Genomic DNA, 21,514 nt, shown 5'->3' with positions numbered 1-21,514 from the left:
CATCCCCGGCTTATCCCGCGCCGAATAATAGAGTCGCAACGTAATACACGAACGGCAACACGAACAGGCTGCTGTCGAAGCGGTCGAGCACGCCGCCGTGGCCCGGCAGCAACCGGCCCGCGTCCTTTACGCCCGCGGTGCGTTTCAGGGCCGACTCCACCAAGTCTCCCATCGCGGCGACCAGGGCGATCGCCGCCCCCAGCAGGGCCCCCTGCCACCGGGCGAGGGGAATCGCCGGTCCCCAGAGCAGCCCGGCCAGTAAGGCGCCGGCGACGCCGCCCAGCAGCCCCTCCACGGACTTCTGGGGCGAGATCTTCGGGGCCAGCTTGTGCCGCCCCCAGGTGACGCCCACGAAGTAGGCCAGGGTGTCGGCGGCCCAGGTGCACAGGAAGGCCATCCCGGCCCAGACGAGGCCCAGATCCCATCCGGAGCCGCCCCCCAGCCTGCGCAGCAGGACGAGGTAGCTCAGCAGGCCGACGTAGGCCACGCCGGCCAGGGTCAGAAGGCCGTCCAGCGCGGAAAAACCCTCCGGCCGGAAGATTGCCCAGGCCAGGATGACCAGCGTCGCCAAGGCGGCGACGGCCTGTGCGTGCACGCCGTGCGGCGGCAGCAGCCCCGCGGCGAGCACGATCGCGACGGTGGCCGCGCACCCCAGGGGCAGGGAGGGACGGAAGCCCATCGCCCGCAGGATGCGCGCGTACTCGTAAAAGCCAATGAGGCCCATCCCCGCCACGACCACGAGGAAGGGCCACTGCCCGATGAAGAGGAGGCCCAGAAACAGCGGTATACCTACAAGGCCCGTCAGTATGCGAACGAGCACGACGTCACCTGCTTTGCTGTGGCTCAAGCGGCTGCCGGCCCCTTCGGGCTCACAGGGCGCCGAAGCGCCGCTCACGCCGGGCATAATCCCGCAGTGCCTGTTCCAGATGCTCCCGCGTGAAGTCGGGCCAGTAAACATCGGTCACCCAGATCTCGGCATAGGCCGACTGCCACAGGAGAAAGTTCGAAAGCCGCATCTCACCGGCGGTCCGGATGATCAGGTCCGGGTCGGGCAGGTCGGCAGTATAGAGGTGCCGCCGCACGACCTCGGCGTCGATGGCCTCCGGCGCGAGCCGCCCGGACTGGACCTCGGCGGCCAGGCTGCGGAAGGCGTCCACCAGCTCCGCCTGCCCGCCGTAGTTGACCGCGAGGTTCAGGATCAGCCGGTCGTTGCCGCGCGTCAGCGCCACGGCCCGGGCGATCTCCTGCTGCTGCGCCGGGGGCAGTTCGTGAATCCGCCCGATGGCGTTGATCCGCACGCCGTTGCGGTGCAGGTTCTCCGCCTCCAGCCTGCAGTACTCCAGCAGCAGGCTCATCAGCGTGTCAACCTCGTCCTTCGGGCGCTTCCAGTTCTCCGTCGAAAACGCGTAACAGGTCAGGATCTTGATCCCCAGATCGGGGGCGGCCTTCACCACCCCGCGCAGGGCCTCCACCCCGGCGCAATGGCCTACCGTCCGGGGCAGGCCGCGCCTCAGCGCCCACCGCCCGTTGCCATCCATGATGATCGCCACGTGGCGAGGACGGTAGTCCGGTCCGCGCGGTGCCGTGTGCAGGGGCGCCGCCCGGTCCGGTTCAACGCGTCCGTGCAAGTCGTCCGTCACGCCCCTCCCTGACCTCCCTGCCCCGCCGGCTGTTCCCGGCGTGCGTACTCCCGGTGCGCCAGCACGAAGGCCGGCCCCGCGGGCGTCTCACGCTGCGCGACGACCCGCAGTTCCCCAATGCCGACCGGGCGGTTGGGAGGGGCGGTGACGGACCACGTGTAGGCGACGCCGCGGTCCTGCAAGATCGCCTGTGCCTCCTCCCAGCGGAGGCCGACCAGATCCCACCGCCATGAACCGCTCTCCACCGGTCAGACCTCCATGATCTCCTTCTCTTTGGCGGCCATGAGCTGGTCAACCTCTTTGATGTACTTGTCGGTCAGCTTCTGGACCTCGTCCTGCGCGCGCTTGGACTCGTCCTCTGAAACCGCCTTGTCCTTCTCCAGCTTCTTGATCTGTTCGTTGGCGTCCCGCCGGATGTTGCGGATGGCCACGCGCTGCTCCTCGGTCCGCTTGGCGACCACCTTGACCAGCTCGCGGCGGCGCTCCTCGGTCATCGGCGGGATGCTCAGGCGGATCACCTGTCCGTCGTTGGTGGGGTTCAGGCCCAGGTCCGAGGCGTTGATCGCCCGCTCGATCGCCTTGATCAGGGAACGGTCCCAGGGCTTGATAACCAGCGTGCGGGGGTCGGGCACCTCAATCGTCGCAACATTGTTCACCGGGACTTCGGAGCCGTACGCCTCGACGCGCACCTTGTCCAGCAGCGCAGGCGTGGCACGGTTGGCCCGCATGCCGGCCAGCTCCTGGCGAAACACCTCGACCGCCTTTTTCATGCGTTCCTCTGCGTCCTTGATGATCTCCTTGGTCACTGGTTATTCCCCCTGACGAAGGTTTGACCGACGTCCTCGCCGAGGACTACTTTGACGATGTGGTCAGGCCCCATCATGTCGAAGACGACAATCGGAATACGGTTGTCCATACAGAGCGCCGTGGCCGTGGCGTCCATGACCTGGAGGTTTTTCGCCAGAACCTCCTGATACGTCACCTCGTCATACTTGACCGCGTGCCTGTTGATGCGGGGGTCGGAGTCGTACACGCCCTGCACCCCCTGCTTGCCCATCAGGATCGCCTCGGCCTCGATCTCCGCCGCCCGCAGCGCCGCGGCGGTGTCGGTGGTGAAGTAGGGGTTGCCCGTACCGGCGGCGAAGATGACGACCCGCCCTTTCTCCAGATGGCGTATCGCCCTTCGCCGGATAAACGGCTCGGCGACCTGGCGCATCTCGACGGCGGTCATCACCCGGGTGTCGACCTGGAGCTTCTCGATCGCGTCCTGCAGGGCCAGCGCGTTCATGACGGTTGCCAGCAGGCCCATGTAGTCGGCAGAAGCCCGGTCCATGCCCATCTGCTCGCCGAGCCGGCCCCGCCAGAAGTTCCCGGCGCCGACGACGATGGCGACCTGCACGCCCATGTCGTGCACGGCCTTGATCTGCCGGGCAAGGGCGGTCAGCACCTGGGGGTCCAGGCCGAACCCCTTCGCCCCGGCCAGCGCCTCGCCGCTGAGCTTCAGTACAACCCTGCGGTACTTCGGTGTCTGCATCCTCAGGCCTCCAGTTCGGTGCCGGCCGCGCTGGGCCGACGAGAAACCGTTTCTACGTCTAACAAACCGTTTCCTCCAGCAACTGCCGCAATTCCTGGAAGAGATGCCGCCTGCTCAAAGGCGGGAGGCCGCTCATGCCTCCCGCCTCTCCATCAGGCTTACTTCAAACCGGCCTGCCGCATGACCTCTTCGGCGAAGTCGTCCTGCCGCTTCTCGATGCCCTCGCCCTTCTCGTAGCGGACGAAGCGCTTGACGGTGATCTCGCCGCCGACCTTGCCGGCGACCTCCTTGACCAGCGCCCCGACGGTCTTCTTGGAGTCCTTCACCCACTCCTGCTCCAGCAGGCAGACCTCCTGGAAGAACTTCTGGATGCGGCCGGCCACCATCTTCTCCGCGATCTCGGGCTTCTTGCCCTCGTTGATGGCCTGGGCCTTCAGGATCTCCCGCTCGTGCTCGATCACCTGGGCCGGAACGTCCTCGGGCCGGACGTACTGCGCCCGCATCGAGGCGATCTGCAGGGCCAGCTCGTGGCAGAGCGCCTCGACCTCGGGATGGGCCGCCACCTCAGGCGTCGCGGTGGTCAGCTCGATCAGGACGCCGACCCGACCGTCGCCGTGGATGTACGCGTGCACCCGACCCGCATCGGCCACCTCGTAGCGCTCGAACCGGCGCACCTGGATGTTCTCGCCGATCTTGGCCACGGCCTCCTTGACGGTGTCGCCCAGCGCCTCCTGCAGCGCCTCCAGCGACGCCGGCCTGGCCTGCAGGATCACCCGCGCCACGTGGTCGCACAGGTTGATGAAGGCCTCGCCCCGGGCAACGAAGTCGGTCTCGCAGTTGACCTCCACCAGCACGCCGTGGCGCGCCCCGTCCTCCACGATGGCGTGGACCCGGCCCTCGGCGGCTACCCGGCCGGCCTTCTTCGCGGCGGCCGCAAGGCCCTTCTCCCGCAGCCAGTCGACGGCCTTGTCAAAGTCGCCGCCGGTCTCCATCAGCGCCTTCTTGCAGTCCATCATGCCGGCGCCGGTACGCGCGCGCAGCTCTGCCACCATCTTCGCGGTAATCTCGGCCATGTGAAACTACCCCCTGATTGCTAAGGTTGGGGGTCGGGCGCTCCGCACCCTCCCCCGTGCGTCTGCCGGGGCGCCTGTATCGCAGGAAGAGCGGGGCTCCGAGGCGTCAATCCCATCGCCGTGGGATAGGCTTCCTCGTGTCCGCCCCGCTCATGCTCCCGTGCAGTTACTCCGCCTCTTCCTCGATCAGGTCGGCGTCGAGGTCCTCGGCGGACTCCATCGACTCGGTCTCCTCGGCGACCTCGGCCTCTTCCTCGTCGACGGTGGCGGAGGTGTCCACGCCCTGGCGGCCCTCAATGACGGCGTCCGCGATCTTGCTGGTCAGCAGCTTCACCGCACGGATGGCGTCGTCGTTGCCGGGGATGACGTAGTCGATCTCGTCCGGATCGCAGTTGGTGTCGACAATGGCGACGATGGGGATCCCCAGCTTGCGCAGCTCGGACACGGCGATGCGCTCCCGGCGGGGATCGATGACAAACGCCATGTCGGGCAGGCTCTTCATGCCCTTGATGCCGCCCAGGTTCTTCTCCAGCTTCTCCTTCTCGTGCAGAAGCTGCGCCTGCTCCTTCTTGGTCAGCTTGCTCCAGTACTCCGTGCCCTCGATCTCCTCCAGCTCGTTGAGCCGGGCGATGCGCTTCTTGATCGTCTCGAAGTTGGTCAGCATGCCGCCCAGCCACCGCTGGTTGACGTAGAACATGCCGCAGCGCTCGGCCTCTTCCCGCACCGCGTCCTGCGCCTGCTTCTTGGTGCCGATGAAGAGGATCTTGCCGCCGTCCGCGGCCATCTGGCGCACGGCGTTGTACGCGATCTCGACCATGCGCACGGTCTTCTGGAGATCGATGATGTAGATGCCATTCCGTTCGGTGAAGATGTACTCCTTCATCTTCGGGTTCCACCGGCGGGTCTGGTGCCCGAAGTGGACACCCGCTTCGAGGAGCTGCTTCATGGAGATCACAGACACCGGGAAAACTCACCTCCAAAGATTTTGCGCCTCCGTCCGTTTCATCCCGCCCCGGGGCTGCCAGCGGCAGCATCCCCGGAACCGTCCGCGAACGTGTGTAGTCACACACCGCACGATATCTTAGCACAAACAGGGGGCGTTGGCAAAGGGTTTTTGTCGCTCAAAGGCCGTACCACGCCTTGATCTGCTCCGGGGTCGCCCCCCGTGCCACCATGGCCGCCAGGCTGCGCAGCAGGACCACGGCGTCGGGCGCGTAGCGCGGCCGGCCGTCCGGACCCCGCCGGGTAAGGACGGCCATCTGCGCGTCGAACCGGTCACCGAACCAGCGCAGCTCCGCCGGGCTGATGCCCGCCTGTTCCAACAGCTCGCGTTCCGTCAGCCACCGCGCCACCCGCGGTCCCCTCCCTTGGTCTGCCGTCTCAACCGTAGAAACGGCACGGGGCCGCAGGAGGTTCACCCGGTCCGCAGCCGCTCAGCGCACCTGCAGCCGCACGGGCACCCGCAGCCACGGCGCCGCCTCGACCACGATCCGCTGCTCCGCCAGCACCTGGGGCAGCCGCTCCCGCGCGAGCGCCGCAGCCCGGGCGCCGATTCGCTCCGCCAGCTCGTCCACCGGCAGGTTGCCCGCCACCGATTCCACGGCCGCCTGCGCCGCTTCGGCGGCGGCCCGCTCCACCTGGGTACGGGCTGCCTCCGGCAGCTCCAGCGACAGGCCCGCGACCTCGACGCGCACCGCGGCGATCTGACTCCGAGCTGCCTCCTGCACCCGCTGCGGCCACTCCGCCTGTGCCTGCCGCAGCACCCCGGAGAGCTCCCGGCGCACCGCCGCTTCCACCTCCTCGCCCATTCGCGCCACCAGCAGATCCCCCGTCACGGTGACCGTGACGCCGGCTGTCGCCAGGTACCCCAGCCCCATCGCCAGGGCGGCGGCCACAGCCCCCGCACCCACCAGCAGCCCGCGCCAGAACGGCGCGCTACGCCTGTCCACCCCCGGCACGCCGCCTGCCATCCCCATTCCTCCCCGAAGAAGGTCGGCCGGGAGACGTCCGCCGGACGCGCGCAAGACCCCGGCCACCCACATGGGTATGCCGGGGCCCCTGGCGGACATGCCTCACACCTTCACATCCAGGCGGCCGGTGCCGCCGGGCGCATCCCCGGGTTCGGGCCTCGCCTGCCGCCGGCGGTGATGCTCCCCCCGCCCGGACGGCTGCCCCTGCCCGCCGGGGCGCCGGCCATCCGGAGTGACGGTCGGCTGCTCCGCTTCCGTGCGCCTCCGCACCTGCTTCTGGCTGCGCTCGCCTTCCTGCTGCACCTGCGCGCCCAGCACCTGCTGGAAGGCGTGCGGGTACTGTTCGGTCTGCTGCACCGCACGCCCCGCCTCCTGAAGGCGCGGCAGCATCGTCAGCGAATCGATGGGCCTCACCGCCATCGTCAGACACCTCCCAACGCCGCGCCGCTTCCCCGCGGGAGGCCGGCGCCCGTCGCCCTACCAGGCCGGCACCAGTCGAATCTCGCCGTCCTCGCCGATGACGAAGCAGCTGTTGGTCGACTGGTCCACCACCACGTGCCGCTGTGCGCCGATGGTGATCCGCACCCCCGGATAGACCGCCTCGTACCCCTTGACACACGCGCCGGGCTCGGGCTCCAGTTGCGACTGCAGCGCGGCCAGGCGGCCGGCCAGCTGCTGCCGCTCGGCGCCGGTCAGCCGCCGGGATTTTTCAGCGAACTCGCGGCTGATGCGCGCGGTTTCCGCCGCGCCCGAGTTCAGGTACGTCGCCGTGCGGGTCGCCTGACCGAACCGGTCCTCCACACGGGCCAGCTGCTCCCGGATCTGGTCCAGCTCCGCCCGGACCGCCGGGGGCACGCCGACCTGCAGGTCTGTGGCGGCGCCCATGGGAGAGCCGAGGGTCTGCGCGCTGATCTCCCTGCGGGCCCGGATCCGGCCGCCGATGATGGAGCCGCGCCCACCGGTCACGAGGACGCTGTCGCCGGAAACCTGGGAGTTCAGGATGCCGTCCGACACCACGACGTCGCCCGCAGCCTCCACCTCGGCCGACTCGATGAAGCGGCAGCGCACCTTGCCGCCGGCCTTGACCCGGCCCCGCCCGGCCCCGACGATCCCGTACCGGACCAGCACGTCGCCGCCGGCCTCCATGCTGCCCCCCATGATCCCGCCGTGCACCTCGACGTTCCCCCCGGCCTTGACGGTGAAGCCCTGGGTCACGTCGCCCCGCACGACGACCGTGCCGACGAAGTCGATGTTGCCGGAGCCGTAGCCCACGTCGCCGGGAACGGTGAAGATGGGGGAGACGGTCACCTCGCCGCTGGCCGAAATGGACGCATGGCCCTCGACCGTGGCGATCACCGACTGCCCGTCCGGTGACAGGCGCGTGCCCGCTCCGGCCCGCAGGCGCACATCGCGCCCCTCGCGCGCCTTCACCGTCCGCCCGAAGACGTCGATACCCGGCTCGCCGGGGGTCGGCGGCTTACGGGTGGCCAGGACCGTGTCCTTGGCCACGTTGCGCACCAGGTTGAGATCGAAGAAGTCGGCCCGGCCGTCCTCGGTGAGGCGCGGGTAACCGGCGGGCGTCTGCAGCAGCGGGTGATGGATGATGGCGGCGTCCTGGCCGTCCACCGGCGGCCGTCCCTCCGCCACCACGATGCCCTGGCGGTCGAGGCGGAACCCCTTTTCCGCCATCTCCACGAGCCGGTCGATGGCCGCGTGGTCGATGCCGAACACCACTTTGAGCCTCGCCAGCTCCTGCAGCACCTGCTCGCGCGTGATGTTCCGGCCGCCCGGCTCAGGCGGCACCACCCGGGCCTCCACAGACATGGCGTTGGGAGACACCAGCAGCAGTAGTTCCGCGTCCCGCGGTCCGGTCCGGCCGGCGTCCAAGCCTTCGCGCGGTTCGCTCACGCCTCCTTCACCCCTTTACTCCAGTCCCTTCCGCCGCCTGCGTCGATGTTCGGCAAAGATGAAGCGGATGATCTGCTCGCGGTCGCGCTCCTCGATCTGCGTGAACCGCACCCCCAGCCGGGTCTGCACGGGATCGCCCGAACCGGGCACCACGGCCACCGGCACGTGGCGGACCACCTCCGCCTCGACCGGGATCACCCGGTCGGGCAGATGCAGCACCAGATCGAGCCGCGTGCCAGGGGGATACGACTCCCCTGTGACGATCAGCGCGCCGCCGCCGCTGATGTTGACGGTGCGCCCGGGCAGGAGCTCCGGCTCCTCCTCGCCGGCCTTGCGGCCGCCGGGCGCATATTCAATGGGAAGGCTGATGTCCAGCCGGACAAAGTTCCGCAGCTGCTGCCGGCGGATGTCCCCCGGCCCGGGGCGGGTCAGGATCAGGGCCGGGGTCTCCTCGGTCACCCTTTGCAGCACCTGGGCCGCAAACCCGACTCGCTCGCCGTTGTACACGTACTCCACCATGACCTCGTCCCCCGGCATCAGGGGGATCAAGGCGGAGCCGAACATCGGATGGGCCACGCGTATGGTCGAGTCCTCCAGCGCCTCCAGGTAGGTCGAGTAGCGGCCCTTCCACCATCCTGTTGGTATGTAGATCGTCAGCTGCTGATTGATGGTCGGTAGTCGCAACGGCCCTGCCCCCCTCCAGCGGCTATGACTCTGCATGCGGGTCGCTGTGGCCAAGCAGCGGGGTGTGGCAGGCGCGTTTGAACTCGACCACCTTCCGGATGACCTCGTCCACGCTCTCCTCGACGATGAGCTTGTGCCCGGTGGTCAGGGTGACAACCGTGTCGGGTGTGGCTTCCACCGTCTCGATCAGATCCGCGTTGACCACAAACTCCCCACCCTTGGACCGGAACCGCCGCAGCTTGATCACACCGCTTCCCCCTTGTCACCAAACAGACGGTTCTGTGTACTCGCGTCTTGACGCGATTTAGTTCGTCTCCAGCCGCGTTTTTCCCTTCTGAACCATAAGGGCACCGAAAAAACCCCACGCGGTAGACGCGTGGGGCTTCCGTAGGCGCCGGGGCCGAGGTTCGCCGGCCGTGCGATCAGCTCCGCAGCTTGCGCAGCTCCTCGATGAGCCGGTCGTTCAGCACCTTGATATGCGTGCCCTTCATACCCAGCGACCGGGACTCGATCACGCCGGCGGACTCGAACTTCCGCAGAGCGTTCACAATGACCGAGCGGGTGATGCCGACCCGGTCGGCGATCTTGGACGCCACCAGCAGCCCTTCGTTGCCGTCCAGCTCGTCGAAGATGTGCTGGACGGCCTCCAGCTCGGAGTAGGAGAGCGTCGCCAGCGCAATCTGCACGGCGGCCTTCTTCCGGGCCTCCTCCTCCAACTCACCGGCATGGGCGCGCAGGATCTCCACGCCGGCCACGGTGGCGGCCAGCTCGCCGAGAATCAGGTCCTCGTCGGTCAGGTCGGCGCTCTTGACCAGCACCAGCGTGCCCAGCCGCTCGCCGCCGCCGTTCACGGGCACGATGGTCACACGGCCGCCCCGCATCTGGACCTCCCTGCCCTCCTGCAGGACCGTGAGCTCGCTCTGCTCGGTGTTGGCCGTGGTGTCGTCCACCTTCATCAGCGAGCTGTTGTACTCCTCGGTGAAGGTGATGTTCTGGTAGGCGTCGGCGTCACCGGCCGTCAGCCCAAGGCCCACGATGTTGCCCTTGCGGGAGGCAACGTACACATCGGCACCGATCAGGTCGGCCAGCACACCGGCCAACTCGTTGAAGTTCACCTGGGTACCTGCGCTCTTCTGAAGCAGGCGATTGATCCTACGGGTCTTCTCCAGCAACGTCTTCATGGAAATCTGCCTCCATTTCCGTCTCTCAGTGGTATGTGATGAGCTGTGCGCCGCGGCCCGAGCCACCCCCTGTGCCGCGGCCACGGCCCTCCCCTCGGCGTACACTGATGCACCCATTACTCAGGCTCTTTGCTCATGATACCCATCTGCTCCGCTGTTTCAATCGCCTCCACGCTGAGAATGTCGCAATAAATGTAACTGGGCGTCGTGGCCGGTGACGGCCGGTCGGCCCAAGGACTGTACACCATCACCCCTCATCGGGCGGCGCCGCCCGCCGCTGGCGGGGGTGCGCACGCAGGTACTCGGTCCGCAGCCGCTGCGTCGTGACGTGGGTGTAGATCTGGGTGGTGGACAGGCTGGCGTGGCCCAGCATCTCCTGGACCGCCCGCAGATCCGCGCCGTGGTTGAGCATGTGGGTCGCGAAGGTGTGGCGGATCTTGTGCGGGCTGATCTGCCGGCTCAGGGCGAGCTGGCTGACGTACCGGTCCAGCAGCCGGCGGACGGAGCGATCGCTCAGCCGGCCGCCCAGCTTGTTGAGGAAAAGCGGCTGCTTCGCCTCAGGCAGGGACTGCTCCGCGGCCGGCGCCCTGGCCCGCAGCACGGGCCACCCGTCCCGGAGATAGTGCCCCAGAGCCTGCAGCGCCTCACTGCCGACGGGCACGGCCCGCTCCTTCCGCCCCTTGCCCCAGACGATCACCCAGCCCTCGCTGTAATCGATGTCTCCCCGGTTCAGCGCAACGAGTTCGCCCACCCGCAGCCCCGTGGCGTAGAGCAGCTCCAGCAGGGCCCGATCCCTGAGGCCCAGGGGCGTGTGGGTATCAGGCTGTGATAACAGCCCCCCAATCTCTTCCTCGTCCAGGAAGACGGGGAGCCGCCGCTCCAGTTTAGGGGTGTGTACACCTGCCACTGGGTTGGTCGGGACAAGATCTGCGCGCACGAGATACTTGTAGAAGGAACGGAGACACGAAAGCTTGCGGGCGATGGTCCGCCGGCTGAACTCCTGCCGCTGCAGGAAGGCGAGGTACGACCGGATCGTCAGGTGGTTGACGGCCCGCAGCTCGTCCAGACCCACCGGACGGACCGGCTCCTCCTGCTGTGCCGCGAAGTCGTGCCTGCGGGTCCGGCCCGAGCCGCGGCCTCCGACCACGGGTGCGGTCGTGCCGCCGCTGGCCAGCCAGGCATAGAACTGCGCCAGGTCGAGCCGGTAGCTGCGCAGCGTGTGCTGGGAAGCCGACTTTTCCACCGACAGGCTGGCGAGGAAGCCGGCGACCTCCGGCCCAAGGCTGTCACCCTGCGGCTGGGCGCCCACCCTCCCCACCTCCTGCGGCGAACTTTGTTAACACGGCTTACCCAATCGGTCTCTATCCTAACACACAGCCCGTCCCCAAGGCAAGACCACAATTCAGAAAATATCTCTATCCGCCCACAATTTCCGCTCGCCGTTTTGGCGTGCTAAGCAGCCCTTGCTCCTTTTTTCACGAGAATACGCATGCCTACCATGATGTGGAAGCAATATGACAGTTTTGTTACATCCGTTTAGATCACAAATCACTTGCGGCATAAAGAAGGGGCCCGGTGAAGGACCCCGCCACATCCTTCCATCCGGCACCGCCCCGGAAGCGGGCCTCAGTCCAGCAGCGGCGCGCCCAGATGCCCGGGCGCCCAGGCGGCCAGCACGTCCAGGGCCCGCTCCGAGATCGCCCGCTTGCGCGCCCGCTTGTCCCGGATCTTCGGGCCTTCCAGCGGCGGCATGAGACCGAACGCGATGTTCATCGGCTGGAAGTGCTCGGGATCGGCATGAGTGATGTAGTGCAGCAGCGATCCGATGGCCGTCTCCCGCGGGAAGGTCACCGGCTCCAGCCCGAGGGCCCGGCGCGCGGCGTTGATCCCGGCCACCAGCCCCCCAGCCGCGGACTCCACGTAGCCCTCCACACCGGTCATCTGCCCGGCGAAGAAGAGGCCGGCACGCTGGCGCGACTCGCCGGTCGGGTACAGCAGCCGCGGCGACTTCATGAAGGTGTTGCGGTGGATGACCCCGTACCGCTCGAACTCGGCCTCTTCCAGCCCGGGGATCATCCGGAACACCCGCTTCTGCTCACTCCACTTCAGGCTGGTCTGGAAGCCCACCATGTTGTAGAGCGTCCCGGCGGCGTTGTCCTGCCGGAGCTGCACCACCGCCCAGGGGCGCCTCCCGGTGCGCGGGTCGATCAGCCCCACCGGCTTCATCGGCCCGTAGCGGAGCGCGTCCGGTCCCCTGCGGGCGATCTCCTCCACCGGCAGACAGCCCTCGAAGAAGCAGACCTGCGCGTCCTCCGGGTTGTGGGGCATGGCCTTCTCCGCCGTCACCAGGGCCTCGTAGAACGCCTCGTACTCCTCCCTGGTGAGGGGGCAGTTGAGATAGTCGTCCCCCTCGCCCTTGCCGTAGCGGCTCATGCGGAAGACCTTGTCCATATTGACGGTCTCGATGTTCACAATCGGCGCGGCCGCATCGTAGAAGGCGAGCGACTCCTCGCCGGTGAAGCGCCGGATCGCCTCCGCCAGGGGCGCGGAGGTCAGCGGCCCGGAGGCGATGACGACGACGCCGTCGGGGGGGATTTCACGTACCTCCTCCCGCACCACCGTGATGTTAGGGTGGGAGGTCAGCGCCGCGGTGACGCCGGCGGCGAACTCCTCGCGGCTTACCGCCAGCGCGCCGCCGGCCGGCACCGCGTGCTGCAGGGCCTCGCGCAGGATCAGGCTGCCCAGCCGCCGCATCTCCTCCTTCAGCAGGCCCACGGCGTTCTCCAGGCCGGCCCCGCGCAGCGAGTTGGAGCAGACCAGCTCCGCGAACAGCCCCGTGCGGTGCACGGCAGTGGTCACGTGGGGGCGCATCTCGTACAGGGTCACCTTGACCCCGAGCCGGGCGGCCTGCCAAGCCGCCTCCGACCCGGCCAGCCCGGCGCCGATTACGGTCACATGGGGCTCCGTCACTCAGGCATGCACCTCTTCCATGCTCTCCACCGGTTCCACGTACCCGCAGTCCGGCTGCTTGCAGACGTGGCTGAGGCCCAGCTCCTTGATCCGCTTCTCGACCAGGTAGGGGGCGCCGCACTCCGGGCAGAGCCGGTTCACGGGCTTCTCCCACGACACGAAGTTGCAGTCGGGGTAGTTGGTGCAGCCGTAGAACCGCCTGCCGCCCTTCTTGGACTTCCGCTCCACGATGCGGCCGGTGCCGCAGGCCGGGCAGGTGACGCCCGTCTCCTCCAGGATCGGCTTGGTGGACTTGCACTCGGGGAAGCCCGGGCAGGCCAGGAACTTGCCGAACCGGCCGTGCTTCACGACCATCAGCCGGCCGCACTTCTCGCAGGGCACGTCGGAGACCTCGTCCTCCAGCTCGAACCCGCCCACCTTCTCCTCGGCTTGCTTCAGCGTCTCCTCGAAGGGGCCGTAGAACCGCCGGATCAGCTCCCGCCAGTTCACCCGCCCCTCCTCCACCTCGTCCAGCTTACCTTCCAGGTGGGCGGTGAACTCGACGTCGATGATGTCCGGGAAGTACTCCTTCAGGATGTCCGTGACCAGCACGCCGAGCTCCGTGGGATAGAAACGCTTATCCCGCTTTTCGACGTAGCCGCGGGTCTGAATGGTTCCGATGATGGGCGCGTACGTGGACGGCCGGCCGATCCCCCGCTCCTCCAGGGCCTTGACCAGCATGGCCTCGGAGTACCGGGGCGGCGGCTGCGTAAAGTGCTGCCGCGCCTCCAGCGTCTGCAGGGTGACCTGCTGCCCCTCGGCCAGCTCGGGCAGCAGATCGTCGCCCTCCTCCCGCTGGCCGTCGTCGTCCTCGCCCTCGATGTAGACCTTCATGAACCCCGGGAAACGGATGCTCTGCCCGCTGGCCCGGAACACGTGCTCCCCCGCTACCAGCTCCACCGTGACCGTGTCGAGCACGGCGGGAGCCATCTGGCTCGCCAGGAAGCGCTCCCAGATCAGCCGGTAGAGCCGGTATTGGTCCGGCGTGAGGTACGGCTTCACCGACTCCGGCGTCCGGGTGACGTCCGTCGGGCGGATGGCCTCGTGGGCTCCCTGTTCGCCGGCGCGCCGGTCCGGCTCACGCCGCCGCTCCGGGACGTAGTCTTTCCCGTACTGCCGCTCGATGAACTCCGCCGCCGCCCGGGCGGCTTCGTCGGCGATCCGGGTGGAGTCGGTGCGGATGTAGGTCACCAGGCCGGTGTGGCCTTCCTCGCCCAGCGGCAGCCCCTCGTAGAGTTGCTGGGCCACCGCCATCGTACGCCGCACGCTGAACCCCAACTTGCGGGAGGCCTCCTGCTGCAGGCTGGACGTGGTGAAGGGGTACGCGGGGTTCCGCTTCTTCTCGCGCCGCTTCACGCTGCGCACCTGCAGGACGAGGCCCTCGCCGGCGAGGTCCAGCACCTCGGTGAACGGATCGCCGGGCGTGCCCTCCCCGCTCACCGCGGCGTTACCGGCCGGCAGCCGGTCTCCGGCCACCTGGTGCACCACCGCCCGTACCTGATCCTGCGTCTTCAGGTCCGCCTTCTGCTCGCCCATGCCCCAGTACCGGGCGCTGAAGGACTGGGCAAAGGCCGTTGACAGCCTGGCGTCCAGGGTCCAGTACTCCTCCGGCTGGAACGCCTGGATCTCGCGCTCGCGGTCGACGATCAGCCGCACCGCCACCGACTGCACCCGCCCCGCGGAGAGGCCGCGCCGTACCTTGCGCCACAGCAGCGGACTCAGCTTGTACCCCACGAGCCGGTCGAGCACCCGGCGCGCCTGCTGCGCCTCCACCCGGTTCAGGTCGATGGGCCTGGGCTGCTTGATCGCCCGCTGGATGGCATCCTTCGTGATCTCGTGGAACTCGATGCGCAGCGGCTCGTCCAGCGGCAGCTTCAGGACCTGGGCCAGGTGCCACGAAATCGCCTCACCCTCCCGGTCCGGGTCTGTGGCCAGGTAGACCCGATCGGCCTTGCGCGCGCTCTCCCGCAGCTCCTTCAGGATGTCGCCCTTGCCGCGGATCGTGATGTATTTCGGTTCGAAGTCGTTCTCCACCGAGACCCCCAGCTGGCTCTTGGGCAGGTCGCGCACGTGGCCCATGGAGGCCTTCACGGCGTACTTCCGCCCGAGGAACTTCTCAATGGTCTTCGCCTTGGCCGGGGACTCGACGATGATCAGGCTCTTCGGCAAGCAGTCCACACCCCCGTGTGACATGCCAGAGCACGACGCTCGTGTTCCATAGACTATTCCTTCCGCGTGTGGTCTATCCAATTCGGATATATTGCCCATCGGGCAGGCGCCGGACCGCGCTGCGGATCTCCAGCATCGTCAGGCAGGCCTGCACCTCCGGCAGCGGGAGGCCGCTGCTCTCTGCCAGGTCGCCGGGCCACCACGGGGCGCTGCCCATCCAGCCCAGCACCCGCTGCTCCAACTCCGTCAGGCCCCTGGGGGTGAAGTGAAGCGGACCTTCCGCCGAAGGGAGAAAGCCCAGGTCCTCCAGCACCTGGGCGGCGCTGACGGCCAGTCCGGCGCCGTCGCGGACGTACTTGTAGAGGCCCCTCGAGAGGGGGCTGGTGACCGGCCCCGGCACCACAAACAGATCCCGGTCCTGCTCGATGGCGTGTGCAGCCGTGATCAGCGTGCCCGACCGCTCCCCGGCCTCCACCAGGATCACCCCGTGGCTGAGGCCCGTGATGATCCGGTTCCGCTCCGGGAAGTTCTCGGGGCGCGGGGCGGTGCCGGGCGGCTGCTCCGACAGGATCGCACCGGTTTCCCGCATCTGCCGGTACAGCGCCGCCGACTCCTGAGGATAGCAGACATCGGCGCCGCCGCCAAGTACGGCGACCGAAGTTCCCCCTGCTTCCAGGGCCCCGCGGTGCGCCTCGGTGTCGATGCCCCGGGCCATCCCGCTGACGACCACCGCGCCCAGCTGTGCAAGCTCCCGGCCCAGCTGTTCCGCCACCGCCAGCCCGTAGGCGGTGGGCCGACGGGTGCCGACGATGGCCACCACCGGACGGCCGTCGGGCTCCCACGGCCCGTACTGGTAGAGCACGGGCGGCGGGACGGGGATCTCGGCCAGCCGTTCCGGGTAGCCCCGGGTGCCATAACAGAGTACGCGGAGGCCGGCGCGGCGGGCACGCTCCAGCTCCCGCTCCGCGTCGCGGCGCGCCTCCGCGCTCTTCCGCACGGCCAGCAAGGCCTCGACGATATCCGGTCTGAACCCCCGCACGGCGGCCAGTTCCGCTTTCCCCAACCGCCAGGCCACCTCGGGGTCGGGATAGGTACGCATGAGCTGCGCCATGCGCCGCCGGCCCACCCCCGGCGCGCGCTGGTAAATCAGCCAGACCAGGGCGCCCTCCATGCCGCTCTCCCCCACGCGGCCGGCCGCCCGGGGGCAGCCGGCCTTCGGTTTGGTGCCTTCCACACGAAAAGCCCGGCCTTCCGGCTACCGGGCCCGCTGCGGCAGTTCCTGCGCCCCGAGCACCAGGAGCAGCACCTGGGCCAGCCCCTTGGTGAGCGGGGTGGTATAGATGTACTCATCCAGCCGGTGGCCGTTGCCCCCCAGCGTGACGCCCACCGTGACGGCCGGGATCCCCATCGACAGCGGGATGTTGCCGTCGGTGGACGAGGGGTAGCTGCGCGTCTGCAGGCCCAGTTCCCGGTGGACCCTCCGGACCAGGTTGCACAGGGGATGGGTGTCCGGGATCGATCCGGTGGGCCGGTCCCCCAGGAGCTCCAGGGTGGCCCTCACGCCGGACTCCCGCTCCTCGGCGCGCACGATGCGCAACACCCGCTCCTCCAGCCGCACCAGCTCGCCCCGGTCCAGCGAGCGCAGGTCGATGAGCGCCTCGGCCCGGGCGGCGATGGTGTTGATGGAGGTTCCGCCGGAGATGACGCCGACGTTGTAGGTCGTCTTCGGGTGGGTGGGCACGCGCAGCTCGCTGATGCGGGCGATGATGCGACCGAGGCTGTGGATGGCGCTGGGCGCACCGAACGCGCCCCAGGAGTGGCCGCCGCTGGTGGCGACCACCAGCCGGAACCGCCGGCTGCCCACGCCCTCCCGCACCATGCCGCCGAGGCTGCCGTCCAGGGCGATCACGTAGTCGATCTCGTCCTTCAGCGCCTCGACCACGGCTCGCATGCCCTCCAGGTTGCCGAGCCCTTCCTCCCCGCAGGTGGCCGCGAAGATGACGTCGCCCGCCAGCGGCACGTCGTTCTTGACCAGCAGGCGGGCCGCATGCAGCATCGTCGCCACGCTGGAGGAGTTGTCGCCCACGCCGGGGGCCCGGAGGATGTCGCCGTCCGGTCGCACGGTCACGTCGGTGCCGGCGGGAAACACGGTGTCCAGGTGCGCCGCAATCAGAAGGTTCGGCCCCGTCCCGTTCCCCCGCAGCCGGCCGATGACGTTGCCGACCGCATCGCGCCTCACCTCGCGGAGACCGACCTCCTGCATCCGCCGCTCCACGTAAGCGGCGCGCTCGGCTTCGTGGAACGTGGGGGCGGGGATCTCGCAGACGGCGATGACCTCCCGCACGAGCTCAGGCAGTGCCAACTCTGCTTCGGCCACGAGGCGGCAGGCAGTCGGGTGCTCCAGGATCATGCGACATCGCCCCTTTGCGGTTCAATCTCCGATTATAGCGGACGATCCAACGTTTGGAAAGAGTGGCGGCCGAGTCCTCACTCCACCCGCTTGCGGAGCCAAACCTCCCACTCCCGCTCGCCCACCTGCCTTACGGCGAGCACCTCGTCGCCGTAGAGCTCTGCACTCCGCGGGACGTTGCGCGTGGCGGGCTCGTAATCGAGCCGCACCAGCAGCACCTGGCCGATCTGCATCTCCTCCAGGGCGATCTTGGTCTTGGCGAAGGTGACCGGACAGACGTCGCCGCGCAGGTCGATCGCGCGATCCGGCTGAGGCAGCGTTCCCTGGCCCGTAGTCGACACGTCGTGTTCCCTCCCGGTGGGTTCAAGGCCGATCCATGCAGCGGGGAGGCCGGTGGTCCCCGCCTCCCCAGCCGCTCTCCCTATTCTTCGCTCTCCCCGGCAGCGCCCCCTCCCAGGTCGGCCTGCGGATCCACGGATCCCTCGTCCGACTTGGCCCGCGCCGCATGCGCCTTGTCGATGGTCGTCAGGTTGTTCGGCAGCGCCCCCATGGGGTTCTCCTTGCGCTCCCGGTCCCGGGCCTCGAGCTCGGCGGCGTCCTGCCGCCACCCGGGACCCCGCCGGTCGGCCATGGGTCCTTCGTGAACCGTACGCCGGTCCTGCTCCGCCAATCTGATCCCTCCTGGGTACAGGTTGACCGCGGTGTGCAGTCAGGCGATAGCATGCGCGTACGGCGCAGTGCGTACCAGACTCCGCCTGTCGGCCTCATGCGCCCTGCCGGACGGGCGCCGCACCGACGCCGCGGTACTGCAGCGCCTCCGCCAGGTGCCGGAGCTCGACGGTGTCCGCGCCTTCCAGATCGGCCAGGGTGCGGGCCACCCGGAGCACACGATCGCAGCCTCTGACCGACAGGCCGAAGCGGTCCACGGCTTCCCGCAGCAGCGCCTCCGCGCCCGGCGGAATGCGGCAGAAGCGGCGGATCAGGGCGGGGCCCATCTCGGCGTTGCTGGAGCAACCGTGCTGCGCCAGCCGGCGCCGCTGCCGCTCCCTCGCCTCCCGGACCCGCTCCGCGACCGCCCGGGAGGACTCTCCGGCCGCCGCTGCCCGGTACGCGGCGTAGGGCACCGGCTGCAGGTACACCTGCAGGTCGAACCGGTCGCGCAGGGGGCCCGAGAGCCGGTTGCGGTAGAGGTGGACCGCGGTGGCCGTGCACGTGCACGCATGCACGGGATCGCCCAGGTGACCGCAGGGACACGGGTTGGCCGCCGCCACCAGCGTGGGCCGGGCCGGGAAGGTCAGGTGCGCATGCGCCCGCGCCACCCGCACGACGCCGTCCTCCAGCGGCTGCCTGAGGCCCTCCAGCACGTCGCGCCGGAACTCGGGCATCTCGTCGAGGAAGAGCACGCCGCGGTGGGCCAGCGTCACCTCCCCGGGCCGGAGGGGATTCCCGCCGCCCAGCATGGCGGCCCGGGAGATGGAGTGATGGGGCGCCCGGAACGGCCGCCGGCGAAGAAGACCGCCCGGCCCCAGTTCCCCGGCCACGCTGTGGATGCGGCTCACCTCCAGCGCCTCGGCCTCGTCCAGCGGCGGCAGGATCGTGGGCAGGCAGCGGGCCAGCAGGCTCTTGCCGGCGCCCGGCGGGCCGACCATGTACAGGTTGTGACCCCCGGCGGCGGCCACCTCCAGGGCGCGCCGGGCCACCGGCTGGCCGCGCACCAGGGCGAGGTCGACGTCCCCGTCGCAGCCACCGGCCACGGGCGGCGCCGGGTCTGGCGCCGCCAGGACCCGTTCCCCGCGCAGGTGCGCGACCAGATCGGCAAGGTGCGGCGCGGCCAGGACGTCGGCCCCGCACGCGGCCGCCTCCCGCGCGCTCTCCGGGGGCAGCACGAGCCGGCGGCCCGGCTCCAGCGCCATCGCCATGGCAAGCGCCCCCCGCACCGGACGCACGCCGCCGTCCAGGGCCAGCTCGCCCGCCACCGCGATGCCCGCCAGGGCCGACGGATGGAAGGCGCCCGCCGCAGCCAGGACCCCAAGGGCGATGGCCAGGTCGAATCCAGCCCCCTCCTTCCGGGTGTGGGCGGGGGCCAGGTTCACCGTGATCCGCTGCAGCGGGAACGGCCACCCGCCATTGCGGACCGCGGCCCGCACCCGCTCCCGGGCCTCCCGCACGGCCGCGTCGGGCAGTCCGACGATTTCAAAGGAGGGAAGGCCCGGGCTCACATCGACCTCCACGGCGACCGGCAGCGCCTCGATCCCCTGCAGGGTGAAGCTCCACACCCGTACGAACACCCGCCGCACCCCCCGCCAACAGACGTTCGCCTCGGGTACATCGTGCCACAGATTCTCATTCTTGTCAATCTCCCCCTTCCCTGTGCCAGCCGGTGGAGAACGCCTTCGCAGCGGAAGAGGTATCCGTCACCGTGGAGGAGCTGGCACCTCGTCGGAGCAGGTGGCGGAGGCCGCCCGGGGCCTGGCCCGGACAGCCCCGCGAACGGCAGGATCGGGTGAAGCGGTTCACACGGCGCCCCGGGCCGCGGGCGCGGGCGGTGGTCTTCCCAAGGCCGACGGCACCGTGAGCAAAGCAGGCGGAGCCGTTCCGGTTCGTCACCGGAACGGCTCCGCTCACGCGTGGAACGCATTCTGGATCAGCCGGCAGCGCAGGCGCCCGTCGGGGCCCGGCTCCACCTCCACGACGTCGAACCGGCACGGCGGGGGCTCCGATCCGAGGCGGGCCAGGTAGAGGGAGGCCAGGCGGGCCAGCCGCCGCTGCTTCGCCGCCGTCACCGCCTCGCCCGGCGTCCCGTACCTCCGTCCGCGTCGGGTCTTCACCTCCACGAAAACGAGCACGCCCCCGTCCTGGGCGATCAGGTCGATCTCACCCGAACGGAAGCGCACGTTGCGGGCGATGATGCGGTATCCGGAGGCCGTCAGGAACTCTGCAGCGGCCTGCTCCCCCGCCTCGCCGACGCGGCGGCTCACCTAGCCCTCCGTGAACAGCAGCACCGCCCCGGCGGGCGTGCCGTCCGAAGGCTTCCGGTGGATCGGACAGGGCCCGTAGCGCTCCAGCGCCAGCCGGTGCTCCGGGGTGCCGTAGCCTTTGTGGTGGGCAAAGCCGTAAGCCGGGTACTTGGCGTCCATCTCCACCATGTACTCGTCCCGCACCACCTTGGCCACCACGGCCGCCGCCGCAATGGAACACGAGAGCGTCTCCCCGCCCACCACGGGCACCTGGGGCTGTGAAACGTTGGGCAGGTGCACGCCGTCGATGAGCAGGTAGTCGGGCGTGACGGGCAGGTCCGCCACCGCCTTCATCATGGCCTTGTACGTGGCCACCACCACGCTGGCCTCATCGATGCCCTCCGGCTGCACCAGGCCGACCCCCACGGCCACGGCCACCTCGCGGATGCGCCTGTACAGCTCCATCCGCCGCCGATCCGAAAGCCGCTTCGCCTCCTCAATACCCGGCAGCTCCACCTCTCCGGGGAGGATCACCGCCGCCGCCACCACAGGCCCGGCCAGCGGCCCCCTGCCGACCTCGTCGATGCCCGCGATGTGGCGGTAGCCCATGGACCACAGCTGCCGCTCGTAGTTGTACATCCGCTGGAGCACCGCCCGCTGCCGCTCCCGCTCCTTCAGGTAGGTCTGACACTGACGCACCAGCCGCTGGGCCCCTTCCCGGGGATCGTCTTTGAGCGCTGCGATGACCTCCGGGTAGATGTCCGGCCCCTGCTCTGCCATCAGTGCCTGTAGACGCTTCAAGCTCATCCGTTTCAGGATGATTCGCCTCACCGGTTCACCCCCACCCAATCAGCGGCCTCCGGCGGGTTGCGGTCCCACGCGGTCCACACCCTTTAGGCCTTCAACACGGTTAAATCGTGCATGTCAGTTTCGGCGGTGTGTGAGAAAAATCCTCCTACGGACATAAAGATATATTAGG

At 69.1% G+C, this 21,514-nt stretch carries 24 protein-coding genes; all 24 read right to left on the bottom strand.

The window, feature by feature from the left end:
- Nucleotides 1–10: 10 nt before the first annotated feature.
- The 24 genes from STH_RS07555 to STH_RS07440 all read right to left on the bottom strand — a co-directional run bounded on the left by STH_RS07555 (nucleotide 11) and on the right by STH_RS07440 (nucleotide 21,366).
- Nucleotides 11–820 carry a phosphatidate cytidylyltransferase gene (locus STH_RS07555; RefSeq protein WP_043713746.1) on the bottom strand — a complete coding sequence of 270 codons (810 nt, stop codon included), beginning with the start codon at nucleotides 818–820 and terminating at the stop codon, nucleotides 11–13.
- A gap of 49 nt (nucleotides 821–869) precedes the next feature.
- Nucleotides 870–1,640 (bottom strand): isoprenyl transferase, encoded by a 771-nt coding sequence (locus STH_RS07550; RefSeq protein ID WP_011195626.1) that lies wholly within the window; start codon nucleotides 1,638–1,640, stop codon nucleotides 870–872.
- Nucleotides 1,637–1,885: a hypothetical protein gene (locus tag STH_RS07545; RefSeq protein WP_011195625.1), complete on the bottom strand. Its 249-nt coding sequence runs from the start codon at nucleotides 1,883–1,885 to the stop codon at nucleotides 1,637–1,639. Before STH_RS07545 ends, STH_RS07550 begins: the two co-directional genes overlap by 4 nt.
- Nucleotides 1,886–1,888: 3 nt before the next feature.
- Entirely contained in the window at nucleotides 1,889–2,446 is a 558-nt protein-coding gene (gene frr, locus STH_RS07540) for a ribosome recycling factor (protein ID WP_011195624.1), read from the bottom strand.
- Nucleotides 2,443–3,174 (bottom strand): UMP kinase, encoded by a 732-nt coding sequence (pyrH, locus tag STH_RS07535; protein WP_011195623.1) that lies wholly within the window; start codon nucleotides 3,172–3,174, stop codon nucleotides 2,443–2,445. The genes frr and pyrH overlap by 4 nt, the downstream gene beginning before the upstream one ends.
- Nucleotides 3,175–3,332: 158 nt before the next feature.
- On the bottom strand, nucleotides 3,333–4,247 hold the full coding sequence (tsf, locus tag STH_RS07530) for a translation elongation factor Ts (RefSeq protein ID WP_011195622.1): 915 nt from the start codon (nucleotides 4,245–4,247) through the stop codon (nucleotides 3,333–3,335).
- Between the two features lie 166 nt (nucleotides 4,248–4,413).
- Nucleotides 4,414–5,208 (bottom strand): 30S ribosomal protein S2, encoded by a 795-nt coding sequence (gene rpsB, locus STH_RS07525; protein ID WP_011195621.1) that lies wholly within the window; start codon nucleotides 5,206–5,208, stop codon nucleotides 4,414–4,416.
- Between the two features lie 160 nt (nucleotides 5,209–5,368).
- Nucleotides 5,369–5,599 carry a MerR family transcriptional regulator gene (locus STH_RS07520; RefSeq protein WP_043713743.1) on the bottom strand — a complete coding sequence of 77 codons (231 nt, stop codon included), beginning with the start codon at nucleotides 5,597–5,599 and terminating at the stop codon, nucleotides 5,369–5,371.
- An 81-nt stretch (nucleotides 5,600–5,680) separates the two neighbouring features.
- Nucleotides 5,681–6,217, bottom strand: a complete 537-nt coding sequence (locus STH_RS07515; protein WP_043713741.1) for a hypothetical protein — start codon at nucleotides 6,215–6,217, stop codon at nucleotides 5,681–5,683.
- A 102-nt stretch (nucleotides 6,218–6,319) separates the two neighbouring features.
- On the bottom strand, nucleotides 6,320–6,637 hold the full coding sequence (locus STH_RS07510) for a hypothetical protein (protein WP_011195618.1): 318 nt from the start codon (nucleotides 6,635–6,637) through the stop codon (nucleotides 6,320–6,322).
- Between the two features lie 57 nt (nucleotides 6,638–6,694).
- Nucleotides 6,695–8,125 (bottom strand): DUF342 domain-containing protein, encoded by a 1,431-nt coding sequence (locus tag STH_RS17110; protein ID WP_011195617.1) that lies wholly within the window; start codon nucleotides 8,123–8,125, stop codon nucleotides 6,695–6,697.
- 15 nt (nucleotides 8,126–8,140) lie between these two features.
- The gene (locus STH_RS07500; protein WP_043713739.1) at nucleotides 8,141–8,809 is read right to left on the bottom strand and encodes a flagellar brake protein; all 669 of its coding nucleotides are present in this window, start codon (nucleotides 8,807–8,809) and stop codon (nucleotides 8,141–8,143) included.
- Nucleotides 8,810–8,831: 22 nt separating this feature from the next.
- Nucleotides 8,832–9,056, bottom strand: coding sequence for a flagellar FlbD family protein (locus tag STH_RS07495; protein ID WP_011195615.1), 225 nt, complete (start codon nucleotides 9,054–9,056; stop codon nucleotides 8,832–8,834).
- 175 nt (nucleotides 9,057–9,231) lie between these two features.
- On the bottom strand, nucleotides 9,232–9,990 hold the full coding sequence (codY, locus tag STH_RS07490; RefSeq protein ID WP_011195614.1) for a GTP-sensing pleiotropic transcriptional regulator CodY: 759 nt from the start codon (nucleotides 9,988–9,990) through the stop codon (nucleotides 9,232–9,234).
- Between the two features lie 247 nt (nucleotides 9,991–10,237).
- Nucleotides 10,238–11,299, bottom strand: coding sequence for a tyrosine recombinase XerC (locus STH_RS07485; RefSeq protein ID WP_050742165.1), 1,062 nt, complete (start codon nucleotides 11,297–11,299; stop codon nucleotides 10,238–10,240).
- 317 nt (nucleotides 11,300–11,616) lie between these two features.
- Nucleotides 11,617–12,960, bottom strand: coding sequence for a methylenetetrahydrofolate--tRNA-(uracil(54)-C(5))-methyltransferase (FADH(2)-oxidizing) TrmFO (trmFO, locus tag STH_RS07480; protein WP_011195612.1), 1,344 nt, complete (start codon nucleotides 12,958–12,960; stop codon nucleotides 11,617–11,619).
- The gene (gene topA, locus STH_RS07475; protein ID WP_011195611.1) at nucleotides 12,961–15,168 is read right to left on the bottom strand and encodes a type I DNA topoisomerase; all 2,208 of its coding nucleotides are present in this window, start codon (nucleotides 15,166–15,168) and stop codon (nucleotides 12,961–12,963) included. It abuts the gene before it with no gap.
- A 73-nt stretch (nucleotides 15,169–15,241) separates the two neighbouring features.
- Entirely contained in the window at nucleotides 15,242–16,402 is a 1,161-nt protein-coding gene (gene dprA, locus STH_RS07470; RefSeq protein ID WP_011195610.1) for a DNA-processing protein DprA, read from the bottom strand.
- Nucleotides 16,403–16,423: 21 nt separating this feature from the next.
- Complete coding sequence (locus tag STH_RS07465) at nucleotides 16,424–17,578, bottom strand: M20/M25/M40 family metallo-hydrolase (protein WP_011195609.1); 1,155 nt, start codon at nucleotides 17,576–17,578, stop codon at nucleotides 16,424–16,426.
- A gap of 77 nt (nucleotides 17,579–17,655) precedes the next feature.
- Entirely contained in the window at nucleotides 17,656–17,919 is a 264-nt protein-coding gene (locus tag STH_RS07460) for a sulfurtransferase TusA family protein (protein ID WP_011195608.1), read from the bottom strand.
- Nucleotides 17,920–17,999: 80 nt separating this feature from the next.
- Nucleotides 18,000–18,248 carry a hypothetical protein gene (locus STH_RS07455; protein ID WP_011195607.1) on the bottom strand — a complete coding sequence of 83 codons (249 nt, stop codon included), beginning with the start codon at nucleotides 18,246–18,248 and terminating at the stop codon, nucleotides 18,000–18,002.
- Between the two features lie 94 nt (nucleotides 18,249–18,342).
- A complete protein-coding gene (locus tag STH_RS07450) occupies nucleotides 18,343–19,866 on the bottom strand; it encodes a YifB family Mg chelatase-like AAA ATPase (protein WP_043713734.1) in 1,524 nt (507 codons plus the stop codon).
- A gap of 333 nt (nucleotides 19,867–20,199) precedes the next feature.
- Nucleotides 20,200–20,556 carry a YraN family protein gene (locus STH_RS07445; RefSeq protein WP_011195605.1) on the bottom strand — a complete coding sequence of 119 codons (357 nt, stop codon included), beginning with the start codon at nucleotides 20,554–20,556 and terminating at the stop codon, nucleotides 20,200–20,202.
- Nucleotides 20,557–21,366: a ribonuclease HII gene (locus tag STH_RS07440; protein ID WP_242654585.1), complete on the bottom strand. Its 810-nt coding sequence runs from the start codon at nucleotides 21,364–21,366 to the stop codon at nucleotides 20,557–20,559.
- Between the last annotated feature and the right edge of the window lie 148 nt (nucleotides 21,367–21,514).

It is taken from the genome of Symbiobacterium thermophilum IAM 14863 (assembly GCF_000009905.1).
In the GTDB taxonomy this organism is placed as follows: Bacteria; Bacillota; Sulfobacillia; order Symbiobacteriales; family Symbiobacteriaceae; genus Symbiobacterium; species Symbiobacterium thermophilum.
The sequence above is the reverse complement of the archived record's forward strand: the minus strand, read 5'-3'. Positions and strand labels throughout refer to the sequence as shown.